This window comes from Streptomyces sp. NPDC001393, assembly GCF_053597455.1.
Genome location: NZ_JBSFIH010000024.1, coordinates 26,700 through 47,071 on the forward strand (window position 1 = coordinate 26,700; position 20,372 = coordinate 47,071).

Below are 20,372 nucleotides of genomic sequence, written 5' to 3' on the forward strand. Positions count from 1 at the left end.
AAGATCATCTTGGTTCAACCCCGTACGACATGTGGCCAATTGTCCGGATCAGGGCCAACCGGTTCCGGGCGATTTCCTCCCGCCCCCGAGCCCCCGATAGGCATGCGTCGTCACCACCGGAACCCCTCCAGGAGGACCCGTATGCCCGACATCACCCGGCGCCGCGCGCTCACCGCGACGGCGGCCCTGGCCGCGACGGCCACCGTCACCGCCCTCGTGGCACCCGCCGCCTCGGCCGCCGGCCACGGCCACCCCATGCCCATGCCCATGCCCAAGCCCAAGCCGCAGGGCTTCGACGAGGTCTACAAGGGCCGCCGGATACAGGGCCGGCCGATGACGACGGTCTCCGGCGGCCACCACCACGAACACGGCGGCGACTACGAGGTGTTGATCGACGGCGTACCGCTGCATGTGATGCGCAACGCCGACGGCAGCTGGATCAGCATCGTCAGCCACTACGACCCGGTGTCCACCCCGCGCGCCGCCGCCCGGGCCGCCGTGGACGAGCTGCAGGGTGCCCCGCTGCTGCCCTTCCCCGCCAACTGACCGCCCCCGCAAGGACTTCCGGAGCATCGCGCACCATGACCGTACGCAAGAACCAGGCCGCCCTGACCGCCGACGAGAAGAAGCGGTTCGTGTCCGCGGTCCTCGAACTCAAGCGCAACGGGCGCTACGACGAGTTCGTCCGCACGCACAACGCGTTCATCATGTCGGACACCGACAGCGGCGAGCGGACCGGCCACCGCTCACCGTCGTTCCTGCCCTGGCACCGCAGATTCCTGCTCGACTTCGAGCAGGCGCTGCAGTCGGTGGACTCCTCGGTCGCACTGCCGTACTGGGACTGGAGCACCGACCGCACCATCCGGGCCTCGCTGTGGGCGCCGGACTTCCTCGGCGGCACCGGGCGCAGCTCGGACGGCCGGGTGATGGACGGCCCGTTCGCCGCGTCGGCCGGCAACTGGCCGGTGAACATACGCGTCGACGGCCGTACGTTCCTGCGCCGCTCGCTGGGCACGGCCGTGCGGGAGCTGCCGACGCCCGCCGAGGTGGAGTCGGTGCTGTCGATACCGACGTACGACGCGGCGCCGTACAACAGCGCATCGGACGGCTTCCGCAACAACCTGGAGGGCTGGCGCGGGGTCAATCTGCACAACCGGGTCCACGTCTGGGTCGGCGGCCAGATGGCCACCGGGGTCTCCCCCAACGACCCGGTGTTCTGGCTGCACCACGCCTACGTCGACAAGCTGTGGGCCGAATGGCAGCAGCGGCATCCGGAAGCCGGGTACGTGCCGGTGGGCGGCACGCCGGACGTCGTGGACGTGGACGAGACGATGAAGCCGTGGAACGACGTGCGTCCGGCGGACCTGCTGGACCACACGAGGTTCTACACCTTCGACAGCTGATCGGGCCCCGCCGTGCTCAGGCCTCGGCGGTGCGGCACTCCGGGTGGCCCCAGCCCTGCGCGTTCTTGGCGATGGACTCGCCGGCCGCGTAGGAGCGGCCGCACAGGCAGCGGCCGGGGAACTTCGCCTTGATGGTGCGCGACGAGGACGCTCCGCCGCCGCTGCGGCGGGGCGCCTTCCCGCGCGGCGCGGCCGCCTTCGGGGTGTCGGGCGAGGGCGGCGGCTCCGGGGAGCCGAGCGCGCTGCCCGCCGCCTCCTGCACGGAGGCGGCCTGGCTGGCGGCGCGGTCGGCGAAGTCGTTCAGCGGGTCGCCGTCGACCTGGTGGGCCGGGACGTAGCGGAACTCGACCGTGCGGCCGTCGAGGAGCGCGTCGATGCGCACGACCAGGTCCTGGTTGGCGACGGGCTTGCCGGCGGACGTCTTCCAGCCGTTGCGTTTCCAGCCGGGCAGCCAGGTGGTGACGGCCTTCATCGCGTACTGGGAGTCCATCCGGATCTCCAGCGGCACCTCCGGCTCGACGGCCGTGAGCAGCCGCTCCAGGGCGGTGAGTTCGGCGACGTTGTTGGTGGCCCGGCCGAGCGGGCCGGCCTCCCAGCGGGCGGGGCTCCGCTCGTCGCCGTCCGAGACCACCCACGCCCATCCGGCCGGTCCGGGGTTTCCCTTCGAAGCCCCGTCGCACGCGGCCACCACACGTTCACGCATACGCACGATCATGCCATGGCCGCGCCGGCCCCCGTCGCGGACGGGTCAGGTCTCCTTGACCTTGGGCATCTCGCCCTCCGTGGTCGCGATGTCGATCACGGAGAAGTTCGCGCCCTGCGGGTCGCTGAGCGCCGCGAACCGGCCGAAGGGGCTGCTCATCGGCCCGAACCGGAGGACGCCGCCGAGCCTGGTGGCGCGGGCCACGGCCTCGTCGCAGTCGTCGACGGTGAAGTAGACGTTGATGTACGAGGGCACCTCGGGCGGGAAGTCGTCGGTCATCCGCATCCGGCCGAGGACGGTGTCCTCGCCCACGTCGAACATGCGGAAGTCCACCGCGTCGTCCACGATGTCCTTCATCCGGTACGGGAACACGGCGGCCAGGAAGGTGTCGGCCTTCTCGGGCTCACGGGTGAAGACCTCGGCCCAGCAGTAGGCGCCGGGGGTCGCCGTCGCCTCGAAGCCCTCGTGGCTGCCGGCCTGCCAGACGCCGAAGACGGCCCCGCTGGGCTCGCGGGCCAGACACATCGTGCCGAAGTCGCCGACCTGCATCGGCTCCATCAGCACCTCGCCGCCGTTCTCCCGGATCTTCTCCGCGGTGGCGGCGGCATTCGGTGAGGCGAAGTACAGGCACCACTGCGACGGGCCCTCCTGGCCGGGCATGGGCGGGACCACGGCCGCCACCGCCTTGCCGTCCGCGTAGGCCTGCGTGTAGTTGCCGTACTCCGACGACGACTCGCCGAAGGTCCAGCCGAGGACGTCGCCGTAGAACCGCTTGGCTCCCTCGACGTCGCTGAACATCGCATCGGCCCAACAGGGCGTTCCCTCGGGTTGCACGGCCATGCTCGCGGCCCTCCTGCTCTCGAGTCCCCTACGGATGGTCCCCCGCCTTTGAGGAAGCACGTCCCGAAGCTCACGCTAGCCATCCCGCCCCCGGCCCGCGCGCCGAACCGGGGAGCCGCCCGGACAATGGCAGTGGAGGCGACGGTGCGATGACGACGGGCACGATGCGGGCGTGGTCGGTGGTGCGGCCGGGGCCGGTCGACGGGCATCCGCTGCGGCTGGTGGAGCGGCCCGTGCCGGTGCCGGGGGCGGACGAGCTGCTGGTGCGGGTGCGGGCCTGCGGGGTGTGCCGGACCGATCTGCATGTCGCGGAGGGCGATCTTCCGGTGCACCGGGCCGGGGTCACCCCCGGCCACGAGGTGGTCGGCGAGGTCGTGGGGGCCGGGGCCGCGGTGCGGGACTTCGCGATGGGCGACCGGGTCGGCGTGGCCTGGCTGCGGCGCACCGACGGGGTGTGCGCGTACTGCGCGCGGGGCGCCGAGAACCTGTGCCCGAGCTCGGAGTACACCGGCTGGGACGCCGACGGCGGCTACGCCGAGTACACGACCGTGCCGGCCGGGTTCGCCCACCGGCTGCCCGGCGCCCTGGACGACGTGGCGGCGGCGCCGCTGCTGTGCGCGGGGATCATCGGGTTCCGTGCGCTGCGGCGCACCGGACTGCCCGAGGGCGGGCGGCTCGGCCTGTACGGGTTCGGGGGCAGCGCCCATCTGTGCGCGCAGGTGGCGCTCGCCGAGGGGGCCACCGTGCATGTGATCACCCGGGAGCCGGCCGCCCGCAGGCTGGCCCTGGAGCTGGGCGCGGCCTCCGCGCGGGACCTGCACGAGCCGCCGCCGGAGCTGCTGGACGGCGCGATCCTGTTCGCCCCGGCCGGTGACCTGGTCCCGGTGGCGCTCCGGGCCCTCGACCGGGGCGGCGTGCTGGCCCTCGCCGGCATCCACCTGACCGACGTACCGCCGCTGCACTACGCGACCGAGCTGTTCTACGAGAAGGAGCTGCGCAGCGTCACCTCCAACACCCGTGCGGACGCCCGGGAGTTCCTCGCCCTGGCCGCCCGGCACGGTGTCCGCGCCACCACGCACGCCTATCCGCTGTCGCAGGCCCCTCAGGCCCTCGCCGACCTCAAGGCCGGCCGGTTCGACGGGGCGGCGGTCCTGGTCAACGACCTGTCCTGAGCGCCCGGGGCGCACCACACCGGCGCACAGGGACGCCGGTGGCGGCCGCAGTGCACCGGCGCCCGAACACACCGTTTGCCGGTCGTGCCCCGATCAGCGGGTTTACGCACCCGAGCGCCGGGTTCCGCCCCCTTCGCGCTGTATCGGGCACCTCATGAGGACTGTTTGGCTTGGCCCGGGTGCAGGATCACCACGCTCACCACCCGGCGATCCGGCCACCCCTGTTCGCACACAGCTCCGCTGGAGGGAATGTGACCACACCGGACAGCGCCACCGGTCCCGCCGTCGACGAACCCGTCCCCGACCCCGCGTCCGACGGGCAGCTCACCAGCCTGAGCACCCGGGCGGCACGCCAGCTCAGCACGACCACCAAGTCCGAACCGCAGATGCAGGCCATCACCTCGCGATGGCTGCTGAAGACCCTGCCGTGGGTGGACGTCAAGGGCGGCACCTACCGGGTCAACCGCCGCCTGACGCTGCGCACGGGGCGCGGCCGGGTGCACTTCGAGCAGAACGGCGCCGACGACATCCGGGTCATCCCGGAGACGCTGACCGAACTGCCGATCCTGCGCGGCTACGCCGACGGCGAGGTGCTGCGGGAGATCGCCGGCCGCTTCCAGCCCCGGGAGGTGCGCGCCGGGCAGGTGCTGTTCGAGGCCGGCCAGCCCGTGACCGAGGCCTATCTGGTCGTGCACGGCCGGTTCACCCGCTACACCGCCGGCAAGTACGGTGAGGAGGAGATCACCGGGGTCGTCACGGACGGCGACCAGATGGGCGACGAGGCGGTCGGGCAGTCCGATCCGCTGTGGCTGTCCTCGGTTCGGGCCGAGACCGCGGGGGTGGTGCTCGCGCTGCCCTGGGCCGTCGTGCAGGAGTTCACCGAGCGGGTGCCGTCCCTCGCCGCGCATCTGCAGGCCTATGTCGAGCGGCAGCGGCGGCCGATGAACCGCAAGGGCGAGGCCGAGGTGCCGGTGCAGGCCGGCCATGTCGGCGAACCCACGCTGCAGGGCGGCTTCGTGGACTACGAACTCGCCCCGCGCGAATACGAGTTGTCCCTGACCCAGACCGTGCTGCGGGTGCACACCCGGGTCGCCGACCTCTACAACCACCCGATGGACCAGACCCAGCAGCAGCTCAGGCTCACCGTCGAGGAGATCCGCGAGCGCCAGGAGTGGGAGCTGGTCAACAACCGGGAGTTCGGGCTGCTGCACAACGTCGACTACGGCCAGCGGATCAGCACCCTCACCGGCCCGCCGACCCCGGACGACATGGACGAACTGCTGTCCATGCGGCGCAAGACGAAGGTCTTCCTCGCCCATCCCAAGGCGATCGCGGCGTTCTTCCGACAATGCAACCGGCGTGGCCTGGTTCCGGGCACGGTGAGCGTCGACGGCCACGAGGTACCGGCGTGGCGCGGGGTGCCGATCTTCCCTTGTGGCAAGATCCCGATCACCGACGACCACACCAGCAGCATCATCGCCCTGCGCACCGGCGAGGCCGACCAGGGTGTCATCGGGCTGTACCAGACGGGCATCCCGGAGGAGCACCAGCCGGGCCTGAACGTCCGGTTCATGGGCATCGACGCTGCCGCGATCGTCAACTACCTGGTGACCGCCTACTACTCGCTGGCCATTCTCGTGCCCGACGCGGCCGGGATCCTGGAGAACGTCCAGATCGGCCGGCTCCCCGATTGACCGCCTGGAGCACCCCATGACCACACCCACGACCGCCTACCGGATGCCGGGCCCCCCGAACCTGGCCCAGAGCCTGCGGGCCCGGCGTACCGGAGCCATCCCGGGCCTGCTGTACCGGCCCGCGGTGCCCGCCGACCCGGAGAAGGCGGCCGAGATCGACCGCCGCCTGGAGACCTGGGCCCGGGACCTGGACCTGTTTCCCGCAGCCTGGAAAGGCGACTTCTCCGGCTTCCAGTTCGGCCGGGCCGTCGCCCTCCAGCATCCGGGCGGCCTCGACCTGGACCGTCTCACCGCCGCCGGGAAACTGCTGCTGGCCGAGAACATCGTCGACTCCTGCTACTGCGAGGAGGACGAGGGCAGGGGCGGATCGCGGCGCGGTCTGGCCGGCCCGCTGATCATCGCGCAGTCGGCGCTCGACCCCTACCACGGCCTCCCGGAGGTGGAGGCTGAGTGGCGGCAGGGCATCCAGGCCGACGGTCCGCTGCGCTCGTACCACTTCGCCCTCGAGGACTACGCGACCTTCGCCACCCCCAGCCAGACCGACCGGTTCGTGCACGACATCGCCCGGCTGCACCTGGGGTATCTGGCCGAGGCCGCCTGGATGGAGACCAAGTACGTGCCGCGGGTCTGGGAGTACCTGGTGATGCGGCAGTTCAACAACTTCCGCCCGTGTCTGTCGCTCGTCGACGCCGTGGACGGCTACGAACTGCCCGAGCAGGTCTACGCCCGCCCCGAGATCCAGCGGATCACCGCCCTGGCGTGCAACGCCACCACGATCGTCAACGACCTGTACTCCTTCACCAAGGAACTGGCCAGCGACCCCGACCATCTGAACCTGCCGCAGGTCGTCGCCGCCAACGAGCGGTGCGGGCTGAAGGCCGCCTATCTGAAGTCCGTGGAGATCCACAACGGGATCATGACGGCCTTCGAGGAGGAGTCGGCCGCGCTGTCCGCCACCTCGCCCCTCGTGGAGCGCTACGCCCGGGGGCTCGCCGCCTGGGTGTCCGGCAACCACGAGTGGCACGCCACCAACACCCACCGCTACCACCTGCCCGACTACTGGTAGACCCGCCGATCCAGCACAAGCACCAACTGAAATACCGTCACATGTGCTCAGAGGAGTTCTCGTTGACCACTGCCCCCGTTGCCCGGACCACGCCCGTTCCGCTCCCGACCCAGTCCACCTATCAGCATCGCGTCGCGGAGTACTGGAACGCCGAGGAGAACCCGGTCAACCTCGAACTCGGCAAGATCGACGACCTGTACCACCATCACTACGGCATCGGAGCGGCCGACCGGTCGGTGCTCGACGAGCCCGATCCGGAGCGGCGCCGGGCACGCGTCACCGCCGAACTGCACCGCCTGGAACACGCCCAGGCCGAGCTGCTCGCCTCGCACCTCGGTCCGCTGACCCCCGCCGACCGGGTCTTCGACGCCGGCTGCGGCCGGGGCGGCGGCAGCGTCGTGGCGCATCTGCGCTACGGCTGCCACGCCGACGGCGTCACCATCTCCACGAAGCAGGCCGAGTTCGCGAACGATCAGGCCCGCGCCCGGGGCATCGACGACAAGGTGCGCTACCACCACCGCAACATGCTCGACACCGGCTTCCAGGCCGGCGCGTACGCGGCCTCGTGGAACAACGAGTCCACCATGTACGTCGAGCTGGACCTGCTGTTCGCCGAGCACGCCCGGCTGCTGCGCCGCGGCGGACGCTATGTGGTGATCACCGGCTGCTACAACGACACCTACGGGCAGGCCTCGCGCGAGGTGTCGCTGATCAACGCCCACTACATCTGCGACATCCACCCGCGCTCGGAGTACTTCAGGGCGATGGCCCGCAACCGGCTGGTCCCGGTCCACGTCGAGGACCTGACCGAGGCGACGATCCCCTACTGGGAGCTGCGTAAGGAGGCCGACCACCTGGTGACGGGCATCGAGGACACGTTCCTGGACGCCTATCGCAACGGCAGCTTCCAGTACCTGCTGATCGCGGCCGACCGGGTCTGAGGCCGGGCAGGCGGCAGGAGGGAACTTCCGTGGTCGGCGAGGGCGCCGAGGCGCACGCGGTCGAGGCCGGCCTCGACGCCCCGCCGGTCCGGACTCAGTCCCCCGCGTACGCCTTCTCCAGCGCGGCGACGTCCAGTTTGCCCATGGCCAGCATGGCCTTCATGGTGCGGGCCGCCTTCTCCTGGTCCGGGTCGCCGAGCAGATCGGGCATCCGGTCGTAGACGACCTGCCAGGAGACGCCGTACCTGTCCTTGAGCCAGCCGCAGGGGCCGCCCTCGCCGCCGCCCTCGGTGAGCCTGGTCCAGTAGTAGTCGATCTCGTCCTGGTCGGCACACATGATCTGGAAGGAGATGGCCTCGTTGAACGTGAACTGGGGGCCTCCGTTGAGGGCGACGAACTTCTGGCCGTTCGCCGTGAACTCGACGACCAGCACGGAGCCGGCCGGGCCGGGACCGGCCTCGGTGTAGCGGCCGATGCGGCCGATGCTCGAGTTCTTGAAGACCGACACGTAGAACGCGGCGGCCTCCTCGGCCTGGCCGTCGAACCACAGACACGTCACGAATCCGTCGGTGGTCATCAGTACCTCCTGGGTGGGGAACGCGGTCATCAGTGTCGACCGGCCCTCGCGCCGAAACTCATCGCTTTGGCCGCCGAACAGTCCGGACGGGTGAAGAGCGCCCCGTCCGGCGTCCCGGTGCCGGCCTCCCCACGGGCACGACCTGTCAGGCGGCCAGGCAGAGCCCGCGGCCGGAGCGGTGCGGCGTGGCCGTCGGCCGGTGCTGGATGCCTGTGCGCCGGGTCAGCTCGCCGTGTGCCAGGGAGAGAAGGTCGCCGAGTCCCAGGCCCAGAGCGTGCGCCGCGGCCGCGAGGACCTCGGAGGAGGCCTCCTTGCGGCCGCGCTCGATCTCGGACAGGTAGGGCAGCGAGATCCTGGCCGCGTCGGCCACCTCCTTCAGGGTGCGGTCCTGCGCCCGCCGCTCACGGCGCAGCACCTGGCCGACCAGGTCGCGCCACAGGGGCTCCCGGTCCGCCGTGGGCTCGGGCGCGGGTGTCACGGGGCGGGCCGGCGCCGGTCGCAGGGGGATCACTCGGGCTTCGTCACTCACCTGGTTGCTCACCCCCGTCAGCCTAGGAGCCGTAGGCCTTGGGACAAGGGCCCGGCATTGCGCCCTGAGGGAAACCGGGCCTCCAGGCGGACACCGGCCGATTCCGCGATCCGGCGTCGGCGCGTGCATGCACGGCGTCACCGGGGGTACTCGCCCCGTGAGCGCAACCCGCTGGCACGCATGAAACGGCGGGTTATGGGTGAAGCGGACAAACGTGACTTTCGTGGGAGAGGCTGGGAGAGGCCATGAACACCGCCGGGGTCCGGTCGGAAGCAGAGGTCACCGAGAGGACCGAGCAGGACGGGACGGGCGAGGCATCGGCATCACTTCCTGGCATCGCCGACCCGGCGTCCGTCGCACCGCGCGACGCACGGGAGCTGTCCCGTCAGTTCTTCCGCCGGCTCGCCGAGCTGGACGAGGGCACACACGAGCACCAGTACGCGCGCAACACGCTCATCGAGATGAACATGTCGCTGGTGCGCTTCGCGGCCGGACGGTTCCGGGGCCGCGGCGACGACATGGAGGACATCGTCCAGACCGGCATGATCGGCCTGATCAAGGCCATCGACCGGTTCGAGCTGGCCCGTGAGGTGGAGTTCACGTCCTTCGCACTGCCGTACATCGTCGGTGAGATCAAGAGGTTCTTCCGGGACACGACGTGGGCGGTGCACGTGCCGCGCCGGCTCCAGGAGCTGCGGGTGGAGCTGGCCAAGGCGCGCGAGGAGCTGTCCAGCCGGCTGGACCGGGACCCGACGGTGGCCGAGCTGGCGACACTGATGAACATCTCCGAGGACGAGGTGGTCGAGGCCCAGCTCGCCTCCAACGGGTACCACTCCGCCTCCCTGGACGCCGCGCTCACCGGCGACGGGACGGAGGACGGCGAGGCGGTGCTCGCCGACTTCATCGGCGTGGAGGAGGAGGGGCTGCGGCTCGTGGAGGACTTCCACGCGCTCGCCCCACTGATGGCGGAGCTCAGCGAGCGGGACCGGCGGATCATCCATCTGCGGTTCGTCGAGGAGGCCACCCAGGCGGAGATCGGCGAACGGCTCGGCTGCTCCCAGATGCATGTGTCCCGGCTGATCAAGCGCATCATCACCCGGCTGCGCCAGGGGATGCTCGGCGAACTCGACCGCGCCTGAGACAGACGGGCCGGAGACGGCCTGGCGGCGCCGCGTCCGCCGCCTCAGCGGGTCAGTTCGAAGCGGGCCCGCACCATCTTGCCCACGGGCACGCGCTCCGCGCTGACCTCCGAGGCCAGGGCGTACACGATCTCCATGCCGTGCCGTCCGACACGTTCGGGGTTCTTCGGGAAGCGGCGGGGCAGGGCGGAGCTGCTGTCGTACACGCACACCGTGACGGCGCTGTCCGTGCCTTCCAGTTCCAGGATGTACGGGCCGTTGCTGTGCTGGTCGGCGTTGGTGACGAGCTCACTCACGAGCAGGAGCAGCTCGCCGTCGGCGAGGCGGTCGGCGGTCGCGCACCACTCGGTGCGCAGCTGCTCCAGGAAGTGGGCGGCGAAGGCGCGCGCCTCGGCGATGCAACCGGGCTCGCCGGTGTAGTGCGCCGCGCGCCGCAGCGGCTCCACGGGAACGTCGAAACCAGTCGGTATCACTGCTCCGCCCAGGTGCTTGGTCATGCTGTCTCTCTCGGAAAACCCGGCCCGGCCGGTCGCCTGTTGCACCTGTCCTCGTACCCCGTGCCGGGCTCGGCAGTCCCCGGAGTGCCGGCCGCGCACAGTGGCGATGCTCACGTCGGAGGCGAGCCCTGCGGCTGCTGCTGAGTGGGCGCGATCCCCGACCCGCCGGGCGTCTGCGGGGTCGCCGGGCCCGGAGCGGAACTCTGCGAGGGGGGCGGAGCGACGCTGGTCGTCTGCTGCTGCGACGTCCTCTCGCTCGAGGTCTGGGCCGACGGCGAGCCCGCGGACGGCGACACCGGCCGGGCCGAGGACGGCGGGGCAGAGGATGACCCGGCGGAGGACGAGCCGGCCGAAGCCGGCTTCGACTCCGACGACTTGGACGCCGACGGTGACAATGACGGCGACTTCGACTCCGGCGACTTCGACGCCGACGGTGACGGCGACGAGGGAGAGGCCGAGGAGGACGAGGAGGGCTTCGACGGTGCCGAGGACTTCGCCGGTGACGAGGACTTCGCCGGTGACGAACTCGACGACGGCGAGGACGAAGGCGAAGAGGACGGCGAAGAGGGCGAGGCTGACTTGGACGGTGATGGCGAGGACGACGAACTCGGCGAGATCGAGACGGAGACGGAGATCGACGGGCTCGGCCTGCCGGACGTGGGCGGGCACGTCGCACCCGGTGGGCACGGCCGCTGCGGCGGGTTCCACGGGTGCGGGAACTTCGGCGGCGTGGCGTGCTGGTCGTGTCGGCAGTGCTGGTCACCGCGCTGACGGTGGATCCAGTCGCCGTGGTGGCTGTCGTAGAGCACGAAGACGTTGACCGGCCTCGGCGCGGGCGTCACCACGACCACGTTCGAGGGCCGGTACGACGACCAGGGGCTGCCCACCAGCTTCGGCGTGGTCCTCTGCGCGACCGGCGGGGTCAACGGGTTGCCGCAGGCGCAGCGCACCCGGGGCACGCCCTGGCCGTCCACCAGCACGGCGGTGCCGGCCTGGAGCACCGACTGGTAGGCGGTGGGGGCGCCGTTGCGGTAGCCGTGGTTGGTGACCCGGGTGTCGACGCGCAGCTGAACCGGGGTCAGCGAGCGCAGATAGGCGGGGACGCCGGAGGGCTGGACACCGACCACGGATGCGAAGGCCTTCTCCTTGCCCGGGTCGTTCTGGAAGAACTTGATCTGCTGCTCGACGTCGCAGGCGGGGGTGCGGTTGGTGCCGCCGTACAGGCCGGGCGCTCCGCCCTCGACCCCCTGCACCGCGTTGGCCGTACCGGAGGGCGCGGCGGACGCGGAGGGCGGGGGCGGGGCGGAACTCTGCTTCGCGGTGGACTCCGTGAACGGGTCCTGGCCGCTGCTGTTCGCGGACTGCAGGAAGACCTCGCCGCCCTTGGCGGAGGACCCGCCACCCGGACGGGTGAAGACCACCGCGAGGACCACGGCAGCGACAACGGCGGCGGTGAGGGCTGCCACGCGCGGCACGGACTTCCACCACGGCCCGTGGGGTCCCCTGGCTCCGGCACCGCCGGCCGGCGGTCCGGCGGGCGGTGGTCCGGAGGGGGGCCGGGAGGAGCCCGACAGCGGGCCGGAGGGCGGCCCGGTCGGGCGGCCGGAGGACGGAGGTTCGGCGCTCACGAGCACTTCTTCCCGTCGCGATCGTCGCGATCGTCGCGGTACACGGCGCGATGCGCGGTGCGATGCGCGGCTTTGTTCAGTCAAGTCCTGATTGATGCAACTGGCTGCACATTGATCCCATTGTGTGTCGCAGGAGGGTGAGGCCCGCAAGCCGACGCGAACGGCCCACCCGGCGGGCGGGGCGCCCGGCCGCTGCATAGCGTGTCAACCGTGAGCGTTCCGACCGTCTCCCCACGGACCGCCGCCCGTCATGGCTGGGCGCAGGCCCTGGCCGCGGTGCTGACCGGGCTCGCCGTCATGGTGCTGGTGGCGGCGCTGGGGCTGTGGGCGGCCGGAGCGGGGGACCTGCCGGACGGCGCGTTCCCGCGGGTGGTGGCCGCGACCCTGGTCACGGCGGTCGGCGGCAGTGTGGAACTCTCGGGCAACGCGGGCGTGCTGGCGCAGACCCGGGCCGGGGTCACCGTGATCCCGCTGTCGGTGACCCTGGTCGGCGCGCTCGCGATCGGCGGGGGCTTCCTGCGCCCGCTGCGGCACCGGGCGGTCGCCTCGGCCGGTGAGCTGGCCGGCTGGGCCGCCCGCATCGCGGTGCTGTGGTTGCTCGCGCTGATCGGCCTGGCCTTCGCCGCCCGGCAGACCTTCGCCGTCGACGTGGGCAGCGGCACCCTCAGCGATCTGACCGGCCTGTTCGATGTCGCGCCCCGCGTCGGCTTCACCACGGACGTGCCGCTGACGGTGCTGTTCGGCCTGTTGTGGCTGGCCGGGGTGCTGGTGCTGGCGCTGCTGGTCGCGCGCGGGGCACCGCTGCCGGGACGGCTGCTGCGTTTCCAGGAGTCGGTGCGCCCGGCGGCGCACGCGATGGTGGTCCTGCTCCTCGCGTACGTCGTCGTCGGCCTGGTCACCGCGCTCATCACGGCGGCCGTGCGGGGGCACGCCCCGGCGACCTTCGCGCTGATCCTGCTGGGTCTGCCCAATCTGGCCTGGCTGGCCCTCACCATCGGCATGGGAGCGACCTGGAACGGCCGTGTGGACGGACCGTTCGGCCTGCCGATGCCGCACGTCCTGGACACGATCCTGCGCACCCCGCACGTCTCCGCGCTGAACCTGCGCTCGCTCACCGACTACGACGGCCGGTGGTGGTGGCTGGTGGCCGTGGACGCGATCCTGCTGCTGGCCGTGGCCTTCCGGATGGCAGCGAGCTCACCGGCCCGGATCCGCCTGTGGCAGCACGCCGTCCACCTGGCCGTGGCGCTGGCGCTGACGGTGCTGATGATCTGTCTGACGTGCCGTGTCTCGGCGCACTACGGACTCTCCCTGCTCGGCATCGGCAACCTGGGCGGCGGGCTGTCCGGAGAGCTCTTCCTCAGGCCCCAGCTGTGGCGGGCGGTGGGCCTGGGCGCGCTGTGGGGCCTGGGCGCCGGATTCCTGGGCGGCCTGCTGGCCCGGCGGGTGCGCCGGCCGGGCGAGGTGAGCGGGCCCTGACCGCTCTCACGCTGTTGCCTCGGCCCGGTACACCGGGTCCGCCCAGTGCGGGGGGCTCGGCGGCCCGCTCACCGTGTGGTCCGTCTCCGTGTCGGGGCCCTCTGCCGGGCTCACGTCGGCCGGGGCGGCGTCCGTGGCCAGGGTGGCGCGCAGGGCGGCGACGAAGGCGAGGCAGGTGTAGTGGCGGGCGTCGGGGCTCTTGGCCAGGGCCTTGGCGAAGACCGGGTCCACCGCGGGGTCGAGGCCGGGGCGGACCTCGCTCGGCGGGGGCGGATCGTCGTACTGGTGGGCCCACAGGAGGGCCATGTCGTCGTCCCGGAGGAACGGCGGGCGGCCGGTGAGGGTCTCGTAGACGACGCAGGCCAGGCCGTAGACGTCGCAGCGGCCGTCGACCGGGCGGCCGGAGATCTGCTCGGGGGCCACGTAGTCGAGGGTGCCGACGAACTGGCCGACGCTGGTGAAGCCGGTGAGGGACAGCGACTTCTTGGTGAGCCCGAAGTCGGTGAGGTAGACGTGCTCGGGGTGGTCGGTGTCGATGCCCTCGGCGACCAGGATGTTGCCGGGCTTGACGTCCCGGTGCACCAGGCCGTGCTCGTGGGCGGCGTCGAGGGCGGACGCCACCTGGGCGGCGATCCGGGCGGCGTCGGGCAACGGCAGCGGTCCGCGCAGGTCGAGGAGATGCCGCAGATCGCTGCCGGAGACGTACCGCATGGCGATGAAGAGCACCCCGTCGGTCTCGCCGGCCTCGAAGACCGGAACGATGTGCGGGTGGTCGATCGCCGCTGCCACCTGGGACTCATGGGTGAAACGCTTGCGGAAGGTGTCGTTGCGGGAGAGTTCGGGCGCGAGCAGCTTGAGGGCGACGGTGCGCTCCAGGCGCAGGTCGCGGGCGCGGTAGACGACCGCCATGCCGCCGCGCCCGATCTCGCTCTCGACGAGGTAGCCCGCGATCCGCCGGCCGATCAGCTCCGAGGGCCGGCCGGAGAACAGGCTGGTCTCGCGCGCCATCAGCGCTCACCTTCGGGTGCGACCAGCCGGGTCGGGGCGTGCCCGCCGGCGTCCTCGCCGGTGACCTCCCGGTCGGTGGCGTAGGTGGTCAGCCGCCGTCCGTCGCCGTACACCCAGCGGCCCGCCTCGGGGTCGTACAGCCACATGGACTGGCCGTCGACGACGATCCCGATCCTCAGGCCCCGGGTGCGTTCCTCGAAGTCCTCGCCGTCCAGGGTGCCGGCCGCCAGTTCCTCCACCGCGGACCGGTAGTCGGCCAGGGTCTGTTCGGCGCTGGCCAGCAGGGGCCGCGGATCGGCGGTGCCGGCCGGGCCGTCGGCGGCGGGCGGGTCCTCGGGTACGGCGACGAGCCGTCGGCCGTCGACCCAGGCTCCCCAGCCGTTGGCACAGCGGATGTACGCCCAGTCGCCGCGCCGCTCCGCGAGTTCGACCGGCAGCAGCGGGTCGAGGGGCAGGGTGGGCCGGGCCGGGTCGGGGGCCTCCCAGGCGGGCATGCCGCGCGGCGGCACGACGTGCGTGGGCCGGAATCCGGGACTGGGCGCTCTGCTCATCGGGACGCCTGCTTCCGCGTGTTGTGGGCCATCGCGTTCGCCTACTTCCGCATCACGGCGGGCTCGCGCCGGCGCAGCAGCACGGCGACCACGAGCCCGTAGAGGACGGAGAGCACCACCAGCATGGCCAGATCGAGCAGCCAGACGCCCGTCGAGTGCCGGAAGAGGGGGTCGGCGGTCAGGTTGCCGGGGACGATCCGGGACAGCCCGACCGTGCCGGCCATCGCGCCGAGCGCCCAGCGGGAGGGCACGAGCCAGGACAGCTGGTCCAGCCCGGGTACCCCGCCGAGTCTGAGCAGGGCGCCGCAGAACACGACCTGGACGATGGCGAGCAGCACCAGCAGCGGCATCGTCACCTCCTCCTTGCGCACCAGCGCGGAGACGAGCAGGCCGAGCATCATCGCGGTGAACGCGAGCAGCGCGGCGGCCAGGGTGATCTCGGCCAGCGGCGGCAGCAGGACACCCCGGCCGCCGGGGGTGTTCAGGTCGACGCCGAGGAGGGCGACCAGGGTGAGGACGACGGCCTGGGCGACGCTGACCGTGCCAAGCACCACGATCTTGGACATCAGATAGGCCGAACGGGGCAGGCCGACGGCGCGTTCGCGCTGGTAGACAACGCGTTCCTTGACGAGTTCGCGCACCGCGTTGGCGGCACCGGTGAGCACGGCGCCCACGCACAGGATGAGCAGCGCGTTCATCGCGGTGTCCCGGGCGAGCCGGCCGCCGGCCAGGGCGCGGGCCATGGCGCCCATGACGAACGGCAGGGCGATCATGACGAGCAGGAAGGTGCGGTCGGAGGCGAGGACGGCCGCGTAACGGCGGATCAGCGTGCCGAGCTGGGCGCCCCAGCCGCGTGGGCGGGGCGGCGGTGCCGAGGCGAGGGGGGCCGGGCCCGGGTGATGGGGCTGGGTGGTGGCCTCGGTGACGTAGTGCCGGTGGAAGGGCGACTCGTGGTACTCCCTGGCCCAGTCGCGTTCCGGGTCGCGGTCGAAGGCCTCGAAGGCCTCCGGCCACTGCTCGAAGCCGAAGAAGGCGAGGGCGTCGTCGGGCGGCCCGTAGTAGGCCACCTTGCCGCCGGGGGCGAGCACCAGGAGGCGGTCGCAGACGCCGAGGCTGAGCACGCTGTGGGTGACGACGATGACGGTGCGGCCGTCGTCGGCGAGGCCGCGCAGCATGTGCATCACCGACCGGTCCATGCCCGGATCGAGGCCGGAGGTCGGCTCGTCCAGGAAGAGCAGCGAGGGTTTGGTGAGGAGCTCCAGGGCCACGCTGACCCGCTTGCGCTGTCCGCCGGAGAGGCTGTGCACGGGCTGGCCGGCGCGCTGTTCGAGGCCGAGTTCCCGGATGACCTCGTCCACCCGGGCCCGCCGCTCGGCCGCGGCGGTGTCCTCGGGGAAGCGCAGTTCGGCGGCGTAGGCGAGGGCGGCGCGCACGGTGAGCTGGGGGTGCAGGATGTCGTCCTGCGGGACCAGTCCGATGCGCTGGCGCAGTTCGGCGAAGTCGCGGTAGAGGTCGCGGCCGTCGTACAGGACGGTGCCGCGGTCGGCGGGCCGCTGTCCGGTCAGGGCGTTCAGCAGCGTGGACTTGCCGGCTCCGCTCGGTCCGACCACCGCGAGCAGGCACTTCTCCCCCACCGGGAAGGACACGTGGTCGAGGAGCACCTTGCGTCCGCCGTCGACGGCGACGGTGAGGTCCTGGACGTCGAGGGAGATCTCGCCGGTGTCGACGTACTCCTGGAGTTCGTCGCCGACCAGGCAGAACGCGAAGTGGCCGATGCCGACGATGTCGCCGGGGCCCATGGGTGCGCGGGTGACGGGCCGGCCGTTGAGGTAGGTGCCGTTGTGGCTGCCGAGGTCGACGATCTCGTACGTGCCGTCGGGGTGGGCGCGCAGTTCGGCGTGCCGGCGGGAGACGATCAGGTCGTCCACCACCAGGTCGTTGTCGGCGGCCCGGCCGATGCGGACCGAGCGCACGGGCAGCGGGCGGACGCTGCTGGGCCGACGGAACGTGCCGGTGAGCAGCGGCAGGGACACCGCGGAGGGACGGTCGGGGGCGGGCCGCGGGGCGTCGGCGAGGACCGCGCGGGGGCCGTCGGTGGGGTTGCCGAAGCGGATCACGCTGCCGGGGTGCACGCCCCACCGGTCGATCCGGCGGCCGTCGGCGTAGGTGCCGTTGGTGCTGTGCTGGTCGGTCAGGGTCCAGCGATCGTCGTCGCAGCGCAGCACGGCGTGGTGCCACGAGACCCGGGCATCGTCGAGGACGATGTCGCTCAACGGGTCGCGTCCGACGTGGTAGTCGTGGCCCGGGCTCATCACCGTGGAGCCCGTGTCGGTCTCCAGGACGAGTTCGGGCGCCGTCGGGGCGATCGGCCGCTCCGCCATGGCCAGAATTCTACCGATTCGCACACATCTGCGCCCGGAGCCGAGGTCGGCCCCGGCCGACGGACACGTGTCAGGCGACGGGCATGACGAGGGCCGGCAGGGTGCGCTGCATGCGCAGCGCGTCGACGGACTCGGCGAGCAGTTCGTACTCGGTGGTGTCGTCGCTGGCGGCGATCCGCACCAGCCGTCCGTCCGCCAGTTCGTCGGCCACCCGCTCCTGCCGGACGTCGTCGGCGCACCAGGCGCGCAGCAGGGCGGGCACGTCGGCGACCGTTTCCGCGACCGGCACCAGCGCACCTGTCGGGAAGGCGGGGTCCTCAGGGCTCGGATCCAGTCGCTCGGCGATCCAGGACGCCCGGTCGCGCAGCCACCACAGGGCCAGGGCCAGCGTCGGCGCGCGATAGGTGCCGAGCGGCACCCCGATGCGCCGGCCGTCGCACATGCCGTACGCCGTCACATGGCACAGGAATTCGTCGTGCACGTCTCACTCCCCCGTCGCCTCGCTGGTTGCGCCCGGCCCGGCCTCGCTCTCCGTGCGGCTCCTGTGCGGTGAAGTGCCCCTGATGTTCGAGTATCGCCACTCCCGAAACACTGTCACCATGACTTTCCGGCCAGTCTGTTGGCATATTCACCGCCCGTTCTGGCCGGAAGGCATCGGCACGTTCCGGGGGCCCGGGCATTACCAGGCAGGTAATCGACCCGCCCCCCGTTGCTCCGGCATGGTGGTCACACCGGATCGGCGAAGCCCAGGATCCGGGCCTGACCAGCAGTTACCAGCAGTCACGACCTCGATGGAGGCTGATGCACCATGTCCGTGAACACCGACCGTTACGAGAGCGCCGCCGCCCGTTACTTCGAGGCCTGGAACGCCACCGAGCCGGAGGCGCTGAAGAAGGCGGTCGCCGCCGCGTGGACCGCCGACGGCGGCTACACCGACCCCCTCGCCGACGTCCGCGGCCACGAGGCCGTCGCGGCCGTGATCGCGGCGGCGCACGAGCAGTTCCCCGGGTTCGTCTTCCGCCCGCTCGGCACGGTGGACGGCCACCACGACACCGCGCGCTTCGGCTGGGAGCTGGTCAACGAGGCCGACGGCTCGGCTCCGGTGGCCGGGTTCGACGTCGTCACGCTGGACGACGAGGGCCGGATCCGGCAGGTGCTGGGTTTTCTGGACCGGGTACCGGCGGCTGCCTGACAGCGCCTGGCCGGCGATGAGTTCCGCCGCGCGGGGGTCTGCCCTGACGGACGACAACCGACACAGCGCCGCGCGCGGCGGAAGACGGAGGCACACCATGCAGGCGAGCGGACCGGTGGACGTGGAGTTCACCGCGGTCCTGGAGAAGAGCAGGCGGGACGGCGGCTGGACCTATGTGGTCTGGCCGCACTCGGCCGGGTTCATCGGCACCCGCGGCTTGGTCAAGGTCCGCGGCACGGTCGACGGCCACCCGTTCCGGAGCTCCTTCATGGCCCTGGGCGACGGCCGGCACAAGCTCTCCGTGAAGGCGGACATCCGGAAGGCGATCGGCAAGCAGCAGGGCGACACCGTGACCGTACGCCTTCAAGAGCGGCTCGGTTGACGGGGTGCCTGCGGGAGCGGCTCGGCTGCCCCGCGGCCGCCGCCGCCGGCGGCGGGGGTGTGCCGGGCGGGCTTGCCTCAGGTGCGGGGCGGGTGCCGGCCGAAGCCCGCAGCGGATCACCCGGCGTCACCGATCACCCGCCGCCACCGCCCTGGCGCGCTCAGCCCTTCACGATCGCGTCGATCCGGGCCAGTTCCTCCGCGTCGAAGTCGAGGTGGCGGATGGTGCCGACGCTGTCCTCGAGCTGCTGCGGGCTGCTCGCGCCGACCAGGGCGGAGGTGACCCGGCCGCCGCGCAGCACCCACGCCAGGGCCAGCTGTGCCAGGGTCTGGCCGCGGGCTCCCGCGATCTCGTCGAGGGAGCGCAGGCGGGCGACGAGGTCCTCGGTGACCGCGTCCGAGTTCAGGAAGGGGCTGTCGCTCGCGGCGCGCGAGTCCTCGGGGATGCCGTCGAGGTAGCGGCCGGTGAGCAGGCCCTGCTCCAGCGGGGAGTAGGCGATGGAACCGACCTGGAGTTCGTCCAGGGCGTCCAGCAGCCCCTCGTCCTCGGGGCGCCGGTCGAGCATCGAGTAGCGCGGCTGGTGGATGAGGAGCGGGGTGCCGAGGTCGGCGAGGATGCGGGCGGCCTCGCGGGTCTGCTCCGGCGAGTAGTTGGAGACGCCGACATACAGGGCCTTGCCCTGCTGCACCGCCGAGTGCAGGGCGCCCATCGTCTCCTCCAGCGGAGTGTCCGGGTCGGGGCGGTGCGAGTAGAAGATGTCGACGTACTCCAGGCCCATGCGCGCAAGGCTCTGGTCGAGCGAGGACAGCAGGTACTTGCGCGAGCCCCATTCGCCGTACGGGCCGGGCCACATCAGGTAGCCGGCCTTGGTGGAGATGACCAGTTCGTCACGGTACGGCCCGAAGTCGGCCGTCAGGGCCTCACCGAGCGCTGACTCGGCGGCACCGGGCGGCGGGCCGTAGTTGTTGGCGAGGTCGAAGTGGGTGACGCCCAGGTCGAAGGCCCGGCGCAGAATCGCCCGCTGGGTCTCGGCGGGCCGGTCCGGGCCGAAGTTGTGCCACAGGCCGAGGGACAGCGCGGGGAGCTTCAGTCCGCTGCGTCCGGTGCGCCGGTAGGGCATGTCGGCGTAACGGTCGGGGTGTGCGGTGTACAACGCGACTCCAGAGGGGTTGGCACACGGTGTTCCCGGC

20 protein-coding genes and 1 pseudogene are annotated in these 20,372 nt (G+C 71.9%); 10 read left to right on the plus strand and 11 right to left on the minus strand.

Annotated elements, in window-relative coordinates; translation table 11 throughout:
- Window positions 1-141: 141 nt before the first annotated feature.
- Both melC1 and melC2 read left to right on the plus strand, forming a co-directional pair.
- Window positions 142-546, plus strand: a complete 405-nt coding sequence (gene melC1, locus ACWC2T_RS24590; RefSeq protein WP_450672506.1) for an apotyrosinase chaperone MelC1 — start codon at window positions 142-144, stop codon at window positions 544-546.
- Window positions 547-581: 35 nt separating this feature from the next.
- A complete protein-coding gene (melC2, locus tag ACWC2T_RS24595) occupies window positions 582-1,403 on the plus strand; it encodes a tyrosinase MelC2 (protein ID WP_450672507.1) in 822 nt (273 codons plus the stop codon).
- Between the two features lie 16 nt (window positions 1,404-1,419).
- Here the strand turns inward: melC2 and ACWC2T_RS24600 are convergent, their stop codons facing one another.
- Together ACWC2T_RS24600 and ACWC2T_RS24605 are read right to left on the minus strand one after the other, a co-directional pair.
- Window positions 1,420-2,118, minus strand: coding sequence for a ribonuclease H family protein (locus ACWC2T_RS24600; RefSeq protein ID WP_450672508.1), 699 nt, complete (start codon window positions 2,116-2,118; stop codon window positions 1,420-1,422).
- 33 nt (window positions 2,119-2,151) lie between these two features.
- Window positions 2,152-2,946, minus strand: a complete 795-nt coding sequence (locus ACWC2T_RS24605) for a VOC family protein (RefSeq protein WP_450672509.1) — start codon at window positions 2,944-2,946, stop codon at window positions 2,152-2,154.
- Window positions 2,947-3,110: 164 nt separating this feature from the next.
- On the opposite strand from ACWC2T_RS24605, the gene ACWC2T_RS24610 reads away from it, so the two are divergent.
- The 4 genes from ACWC2T_RS24610 to ACWC2T_RS24625 all read left to right on the plus strand — a co-directional run bounded on the left by ACWC2T_RS24610 (window position 3,111) and on the right by ACWC2T_RS24625 (window position 7,819).
- The gene (locus tag ACWC2T_RS24610; protein ID WP_450672587.1) at window positions 3,111-4,118 is read left to right on the plus strand and encodes a zinc-binding alcohol dehydrogenase family protein; all 1,008 of its coding nucleotides are present in this window, start codon (window positions 3,111-3,113) and stop codon (window positions 4,116-4,118) included.
- A gap of 251 nt (window positions 4,119-4,369) precedes the next feature.
- Window positions 4,370-5,812: a family 2B encapsulin nanocompartment shell protein gene (locus tag ACWC2T_RS24615; RefSeq protein WP_450672510.1), complete on the plus strand. Its 1,443-nt coding sequence runs from the start codon at window positions 4,370-4,372 to the stop codon at window positions 5,810-5,812.
- Window positions 5,813-5,828: 16 nt separating this feature from the next.
- Entirely contained in the window at window positions 5,829-6,878 is a 1,050-nt protein-coding gene (locus ACWC2T_RS24620) for a family 2 encapsulin nanocompartment cargo protein terpene cyclase (protein ID WP_450672511.1), read from the plus strand.
- Between the two features lie 62 nt (window positions 6,879-6,940).
- Window positions 6,941-7,819 (plus strand): geranyl diphosphate 2-C-methyltransferase, encoded by an 879-nt coding sequence (locus ACWC2T_RS24625; RefSeq protein ID WP_450672512.1) that lies wholly within the window; start codon window positions 6,941-6,943, stop codon window positions 7,817-7,819.
- A gap of 94 nt (window positions 7,820-7,913) precedes the next feature.
- Here the strand turns inward: ACWC2T_RS24625 and ACWC2T_RS24630 are convergent, their stop codons facing one another.
- A complete protein-coding gene (locus ACWC2T_RS24630) occupies window positions 7,914-8,396 on the minus strand; it encodes a VOC family protein (RefSeq protein WP_450672513.1) in 483 nt (160 codons plus the stop codon).
- Between the two features lie 145 nt (window positions 8,397-8,541).
- Window positions 8,542-8,937 (minus strand): helix-turn-helix domain-containing protein, encoded by a 396-nt coding sequence (locus ACWC2T_RS24635; RefSeq protein WP_450672514.1) that lies wholly within the window; start codon window positions 8,935-8,937, stop codon window positions 8,542-8,544.
- A 233-nt stretch (window positions 8,938-9,170) separates the two neighbouring features.
- On the opposite strand from ACWC2T_RS24635, the gene ACWC2T_RS24640 reads away from it, so the two are divergent.
- Window positions 9,171-10,064, plus strand: coding sequence for an RNA polymerase sigma factor SigF (locus tag ACWC2T_RS24640; protein WP_450672515.1), 894 nt, complete (start codon window positions 9,171-9,173; stop codon window positions 10,062-10,064).
- 44 nt (window positions 10,065-10,108) lie between these two features.
- On the opposite strand, the gene ACWC2T_RS24645 is transcribed toward ACWC2T_RS24640, so the two are convergent.
- Together ACWC2T_RS24645 and ACWC2T_RS24650 are read right to left on the minus strand one after the other, a co-directional pair.
- The gene (locus ACWC2T_RS24645) at window positions 10,109-10,561 is read right to left on the minus strand and encodes an ATP-binding protein (RefSeq protein WP_450672516.1); all 453 of its coding nucleotides are present in this window, start codon (window positions 10,559-10,561) and stop codon (window positions 10,109-10,111) included.
- A 437-nt stretch (window positions 10,562-10,998) separates the two neighbouring features.
- A pseudogene (locus tag ACWC2T_RS24650) lies at window positions 10,999-12,189 on the minus strand (DUF6777 domain-containing protein); the annotation flags it as partial.
- Between the two features lie 201 nt (window positions 12,190-12,390).
- On the opposite strand from ACWC2T_RS24650, the gene ACWC2T_RS24655 reads away from it, so the two are divergent.
- A complete protein-coding gene (locus ACWC2T_RS24655) occupies window positions 12,391-13,668 on the plus strand; it encodes a streptophobe family protein (RefSeq protein ID WP_450672517.1) in 1,278 nt (425 codons plus the stop codon).
- 6 nt (window positions 13,669-13,674) lie between these two features.
- On the opposite strand, the gene ACWC2T_RS24660 is transcribed toward ACWC2T_RS24655, so the two are convergent.
- The 4 genes from ACWC2T_RS24660 to ACWC2T_RS24675 form a co-directional block, all read right to left on the minus strand.
- Window positions 13,675-14,676: a serine/threonine-protein kinase gene (locus ACWC2T_RS24660; protein ID WP_450672518.1), complete on the minus strand. Its 1,002-nt coding sequence runs from the start codon at window positions 14,674-14,676 to the stop codon at window positions 13,675-13,677.
- Entirely contained in the window at window positions 14,676-15,227 is a 552-nt protein-coding gene (locus ACWC2T_RS24665; protein WP_450672519.1) for a hypothetical protein, read from the minus strand. The genes ACWC2T_RS24660 and ACWC2T_RS24665 overlap by 1 nt, the downstream gene beginning before the upstream one ends.
- Window positions 15,228-15,268: 41 nt before the next feature.
- Complete coding sequence (locus ACWC2T_RS24670) at window positions 15,269-17,608, minus strand: FHA domain-containing protein (RefSeq protein WP_450672520.1); 2,340 nt, start codon at window positions 17,606-17,608, stop codon at window positions 15,269-15,271.
- A gap of 70 nt (window positions 17,609-17,678) precedes the next feature.
- Window positions 17,679-18,089: a hypothetical protein gene (locus ACWC2T_RS24675; RefSeq protein ID WP_450672521.1), complete on the minus strand. Its 411-nt coding sequence runs from the start codon at window positions 18,087-18,089 to the stop codon at window positions 17,679-17,681.
- 327 nt (window positions 18,090-18,416) lie between these two features.
- Between ACWC2T_RS24675 and ACWC2T_RS24680 the strand changes: the two genes are divergently transcribed.
- Both ACWC2T_RS24680 and ACWC2T_RS24685 read left to right on the plus strand, forming a co-directional pair.
- Complete coding sequence (locus ACWC2T_RS24680) at window positions 18,417-18,800, plus strand: nuclear transport factor 2 family protein (RefSeq protein WP_450672522.1); 384 nt, start codon at window positions 18,417-18,419, stop codon at window positions 18,798-18,800.
- 97 nt (window positions 18,801-18,897) lie between these two features.
- Window positions 18,898-19,182 (plus strand): DUF1905 domain-containing protein, encoded by a 285-nt coding sequence (locus tag ACWC2T_RS24685; protein WP_450672523.1) that lies wholly within the window; start codon window positions 18,898-18,900, stop codon window positions 19,180-19,182.
- Window positions 19,183-19,342: 160 nt separating this feature from the next.
- On the opposite strand, the gene mgrA is transcribed toward ACWC2T_RS24685, so the two are convergent.
- Window positions 19,343-20,335: an L-glyceraldehyde 3-phosphate reductase gene (gene mgrA, locus ACWC2T_RS24690; RefSeq protein ID WP_450672524.1), complete on the minus strand. Its 993-nt coding sequence runs from the start codon at window positions 20,333-20,335 to the stop codon at window positions 19,343-19,345.
- Window positions 20,336-20,372 lie beyond the last annotated feature (37 nt).

Coding starts and splice junctions, on each gene's coding strand:
- ACWC2T_RS24670 (WP_450672520.1), bottom strand. CDS start 17,608: ATGGCGGAGCGGCCGATCGCCCCGACGGCGCCCGAACTCGTCCTGGAG.
- ACWC2T_RS24660 (WP_450672518.1), bottom strand. CDS start 14,676: ATGGCGCGCGAGACCAGCCTGTTCTCCGGCCGGCCCTCGGAGCTGATC.
- ACWC2T_RS24665 (WP_450672519.1), bottom strand. CDS start 15,227: ATGAGCAGAGCGCCCAGTCCCGGATTCCGGCCCACGCACGTCGTGCCG.
- ACWC2T_RS24610 (WP_450672587.1), top strand. CDS start 3,111: ATGCGGGCGTGGTCGGTGGTGCGGCCGGGGCCGGTCGACGGGCATCCG.
- ACWC2T_RS24645 (WP_450672516.1), bottom strand. CDS start 10,561: ATGACCAAGCACCTGGGCGGAGCAGTGATACCGACTGGTTTCGACGTT.
- ACWC2T_RS24630 (WP_450672513.1), bottom strand. CDS start 8,396: ATGACCACCGACGGATTCGTGACGTGTCTGTGGTTCGACGGCCAGGCC.
- ACWC2T_RS24680 (WP_450672522.1), top strand. CDS start 18,417: ATGTCCGTGAACACCGACCGTTACGAGAGCGCCGCCGCCCGTTACTTC.
- melC1 (WP_450672506.1), top strand. CDS start 142: ATGCCCGACATCACCCGGCGCCGCGCGCTCACCGCGACGGCGGCCCTG.
- ACWC2T_RS24640 (WP_450672515.1), top strand. CDS start 9,171: ATGAACACCGCCGGGGTCCGGTCGGAAGCAGAGGTCACCGAGAGGACC.
- ACWC2T_RS24605 (WP_450672509.1), bottom strand. CDS start 2,946: ATGGCCGTGCAACCCGAGGGAACGCCCTGTTGGGCCGATGCGATGTTC.
- melC2 (WP_450672507.1), top strand. CDS start 582: ATGACCGTACGCAAGAACCAGGCCGCCCTGACCGCCGACGAGAAGAAG.
- ACWC2T_RS24685 (WP_450672523.1), top strand. CDS start 18,898: ATGCAGGCGAGCGGACCGGTGGACGTGGAGTTCACCGCGGTCCTGGAG.
- ACWC2T_RS24600 (WP_450672508.1), bottom strand. CDS start 2,118: ATGATCGTGCGTATGCGTGAACGTGTGGTGGCCGCGTGCGACGGGGCT.
- ACWC2T_RS24620 (WP_450672511.1), top strand. CDS start 5,829: ATGACCACACCCACGACCGCCTACCGGATGCCGGGCCCCCCGAACCTG.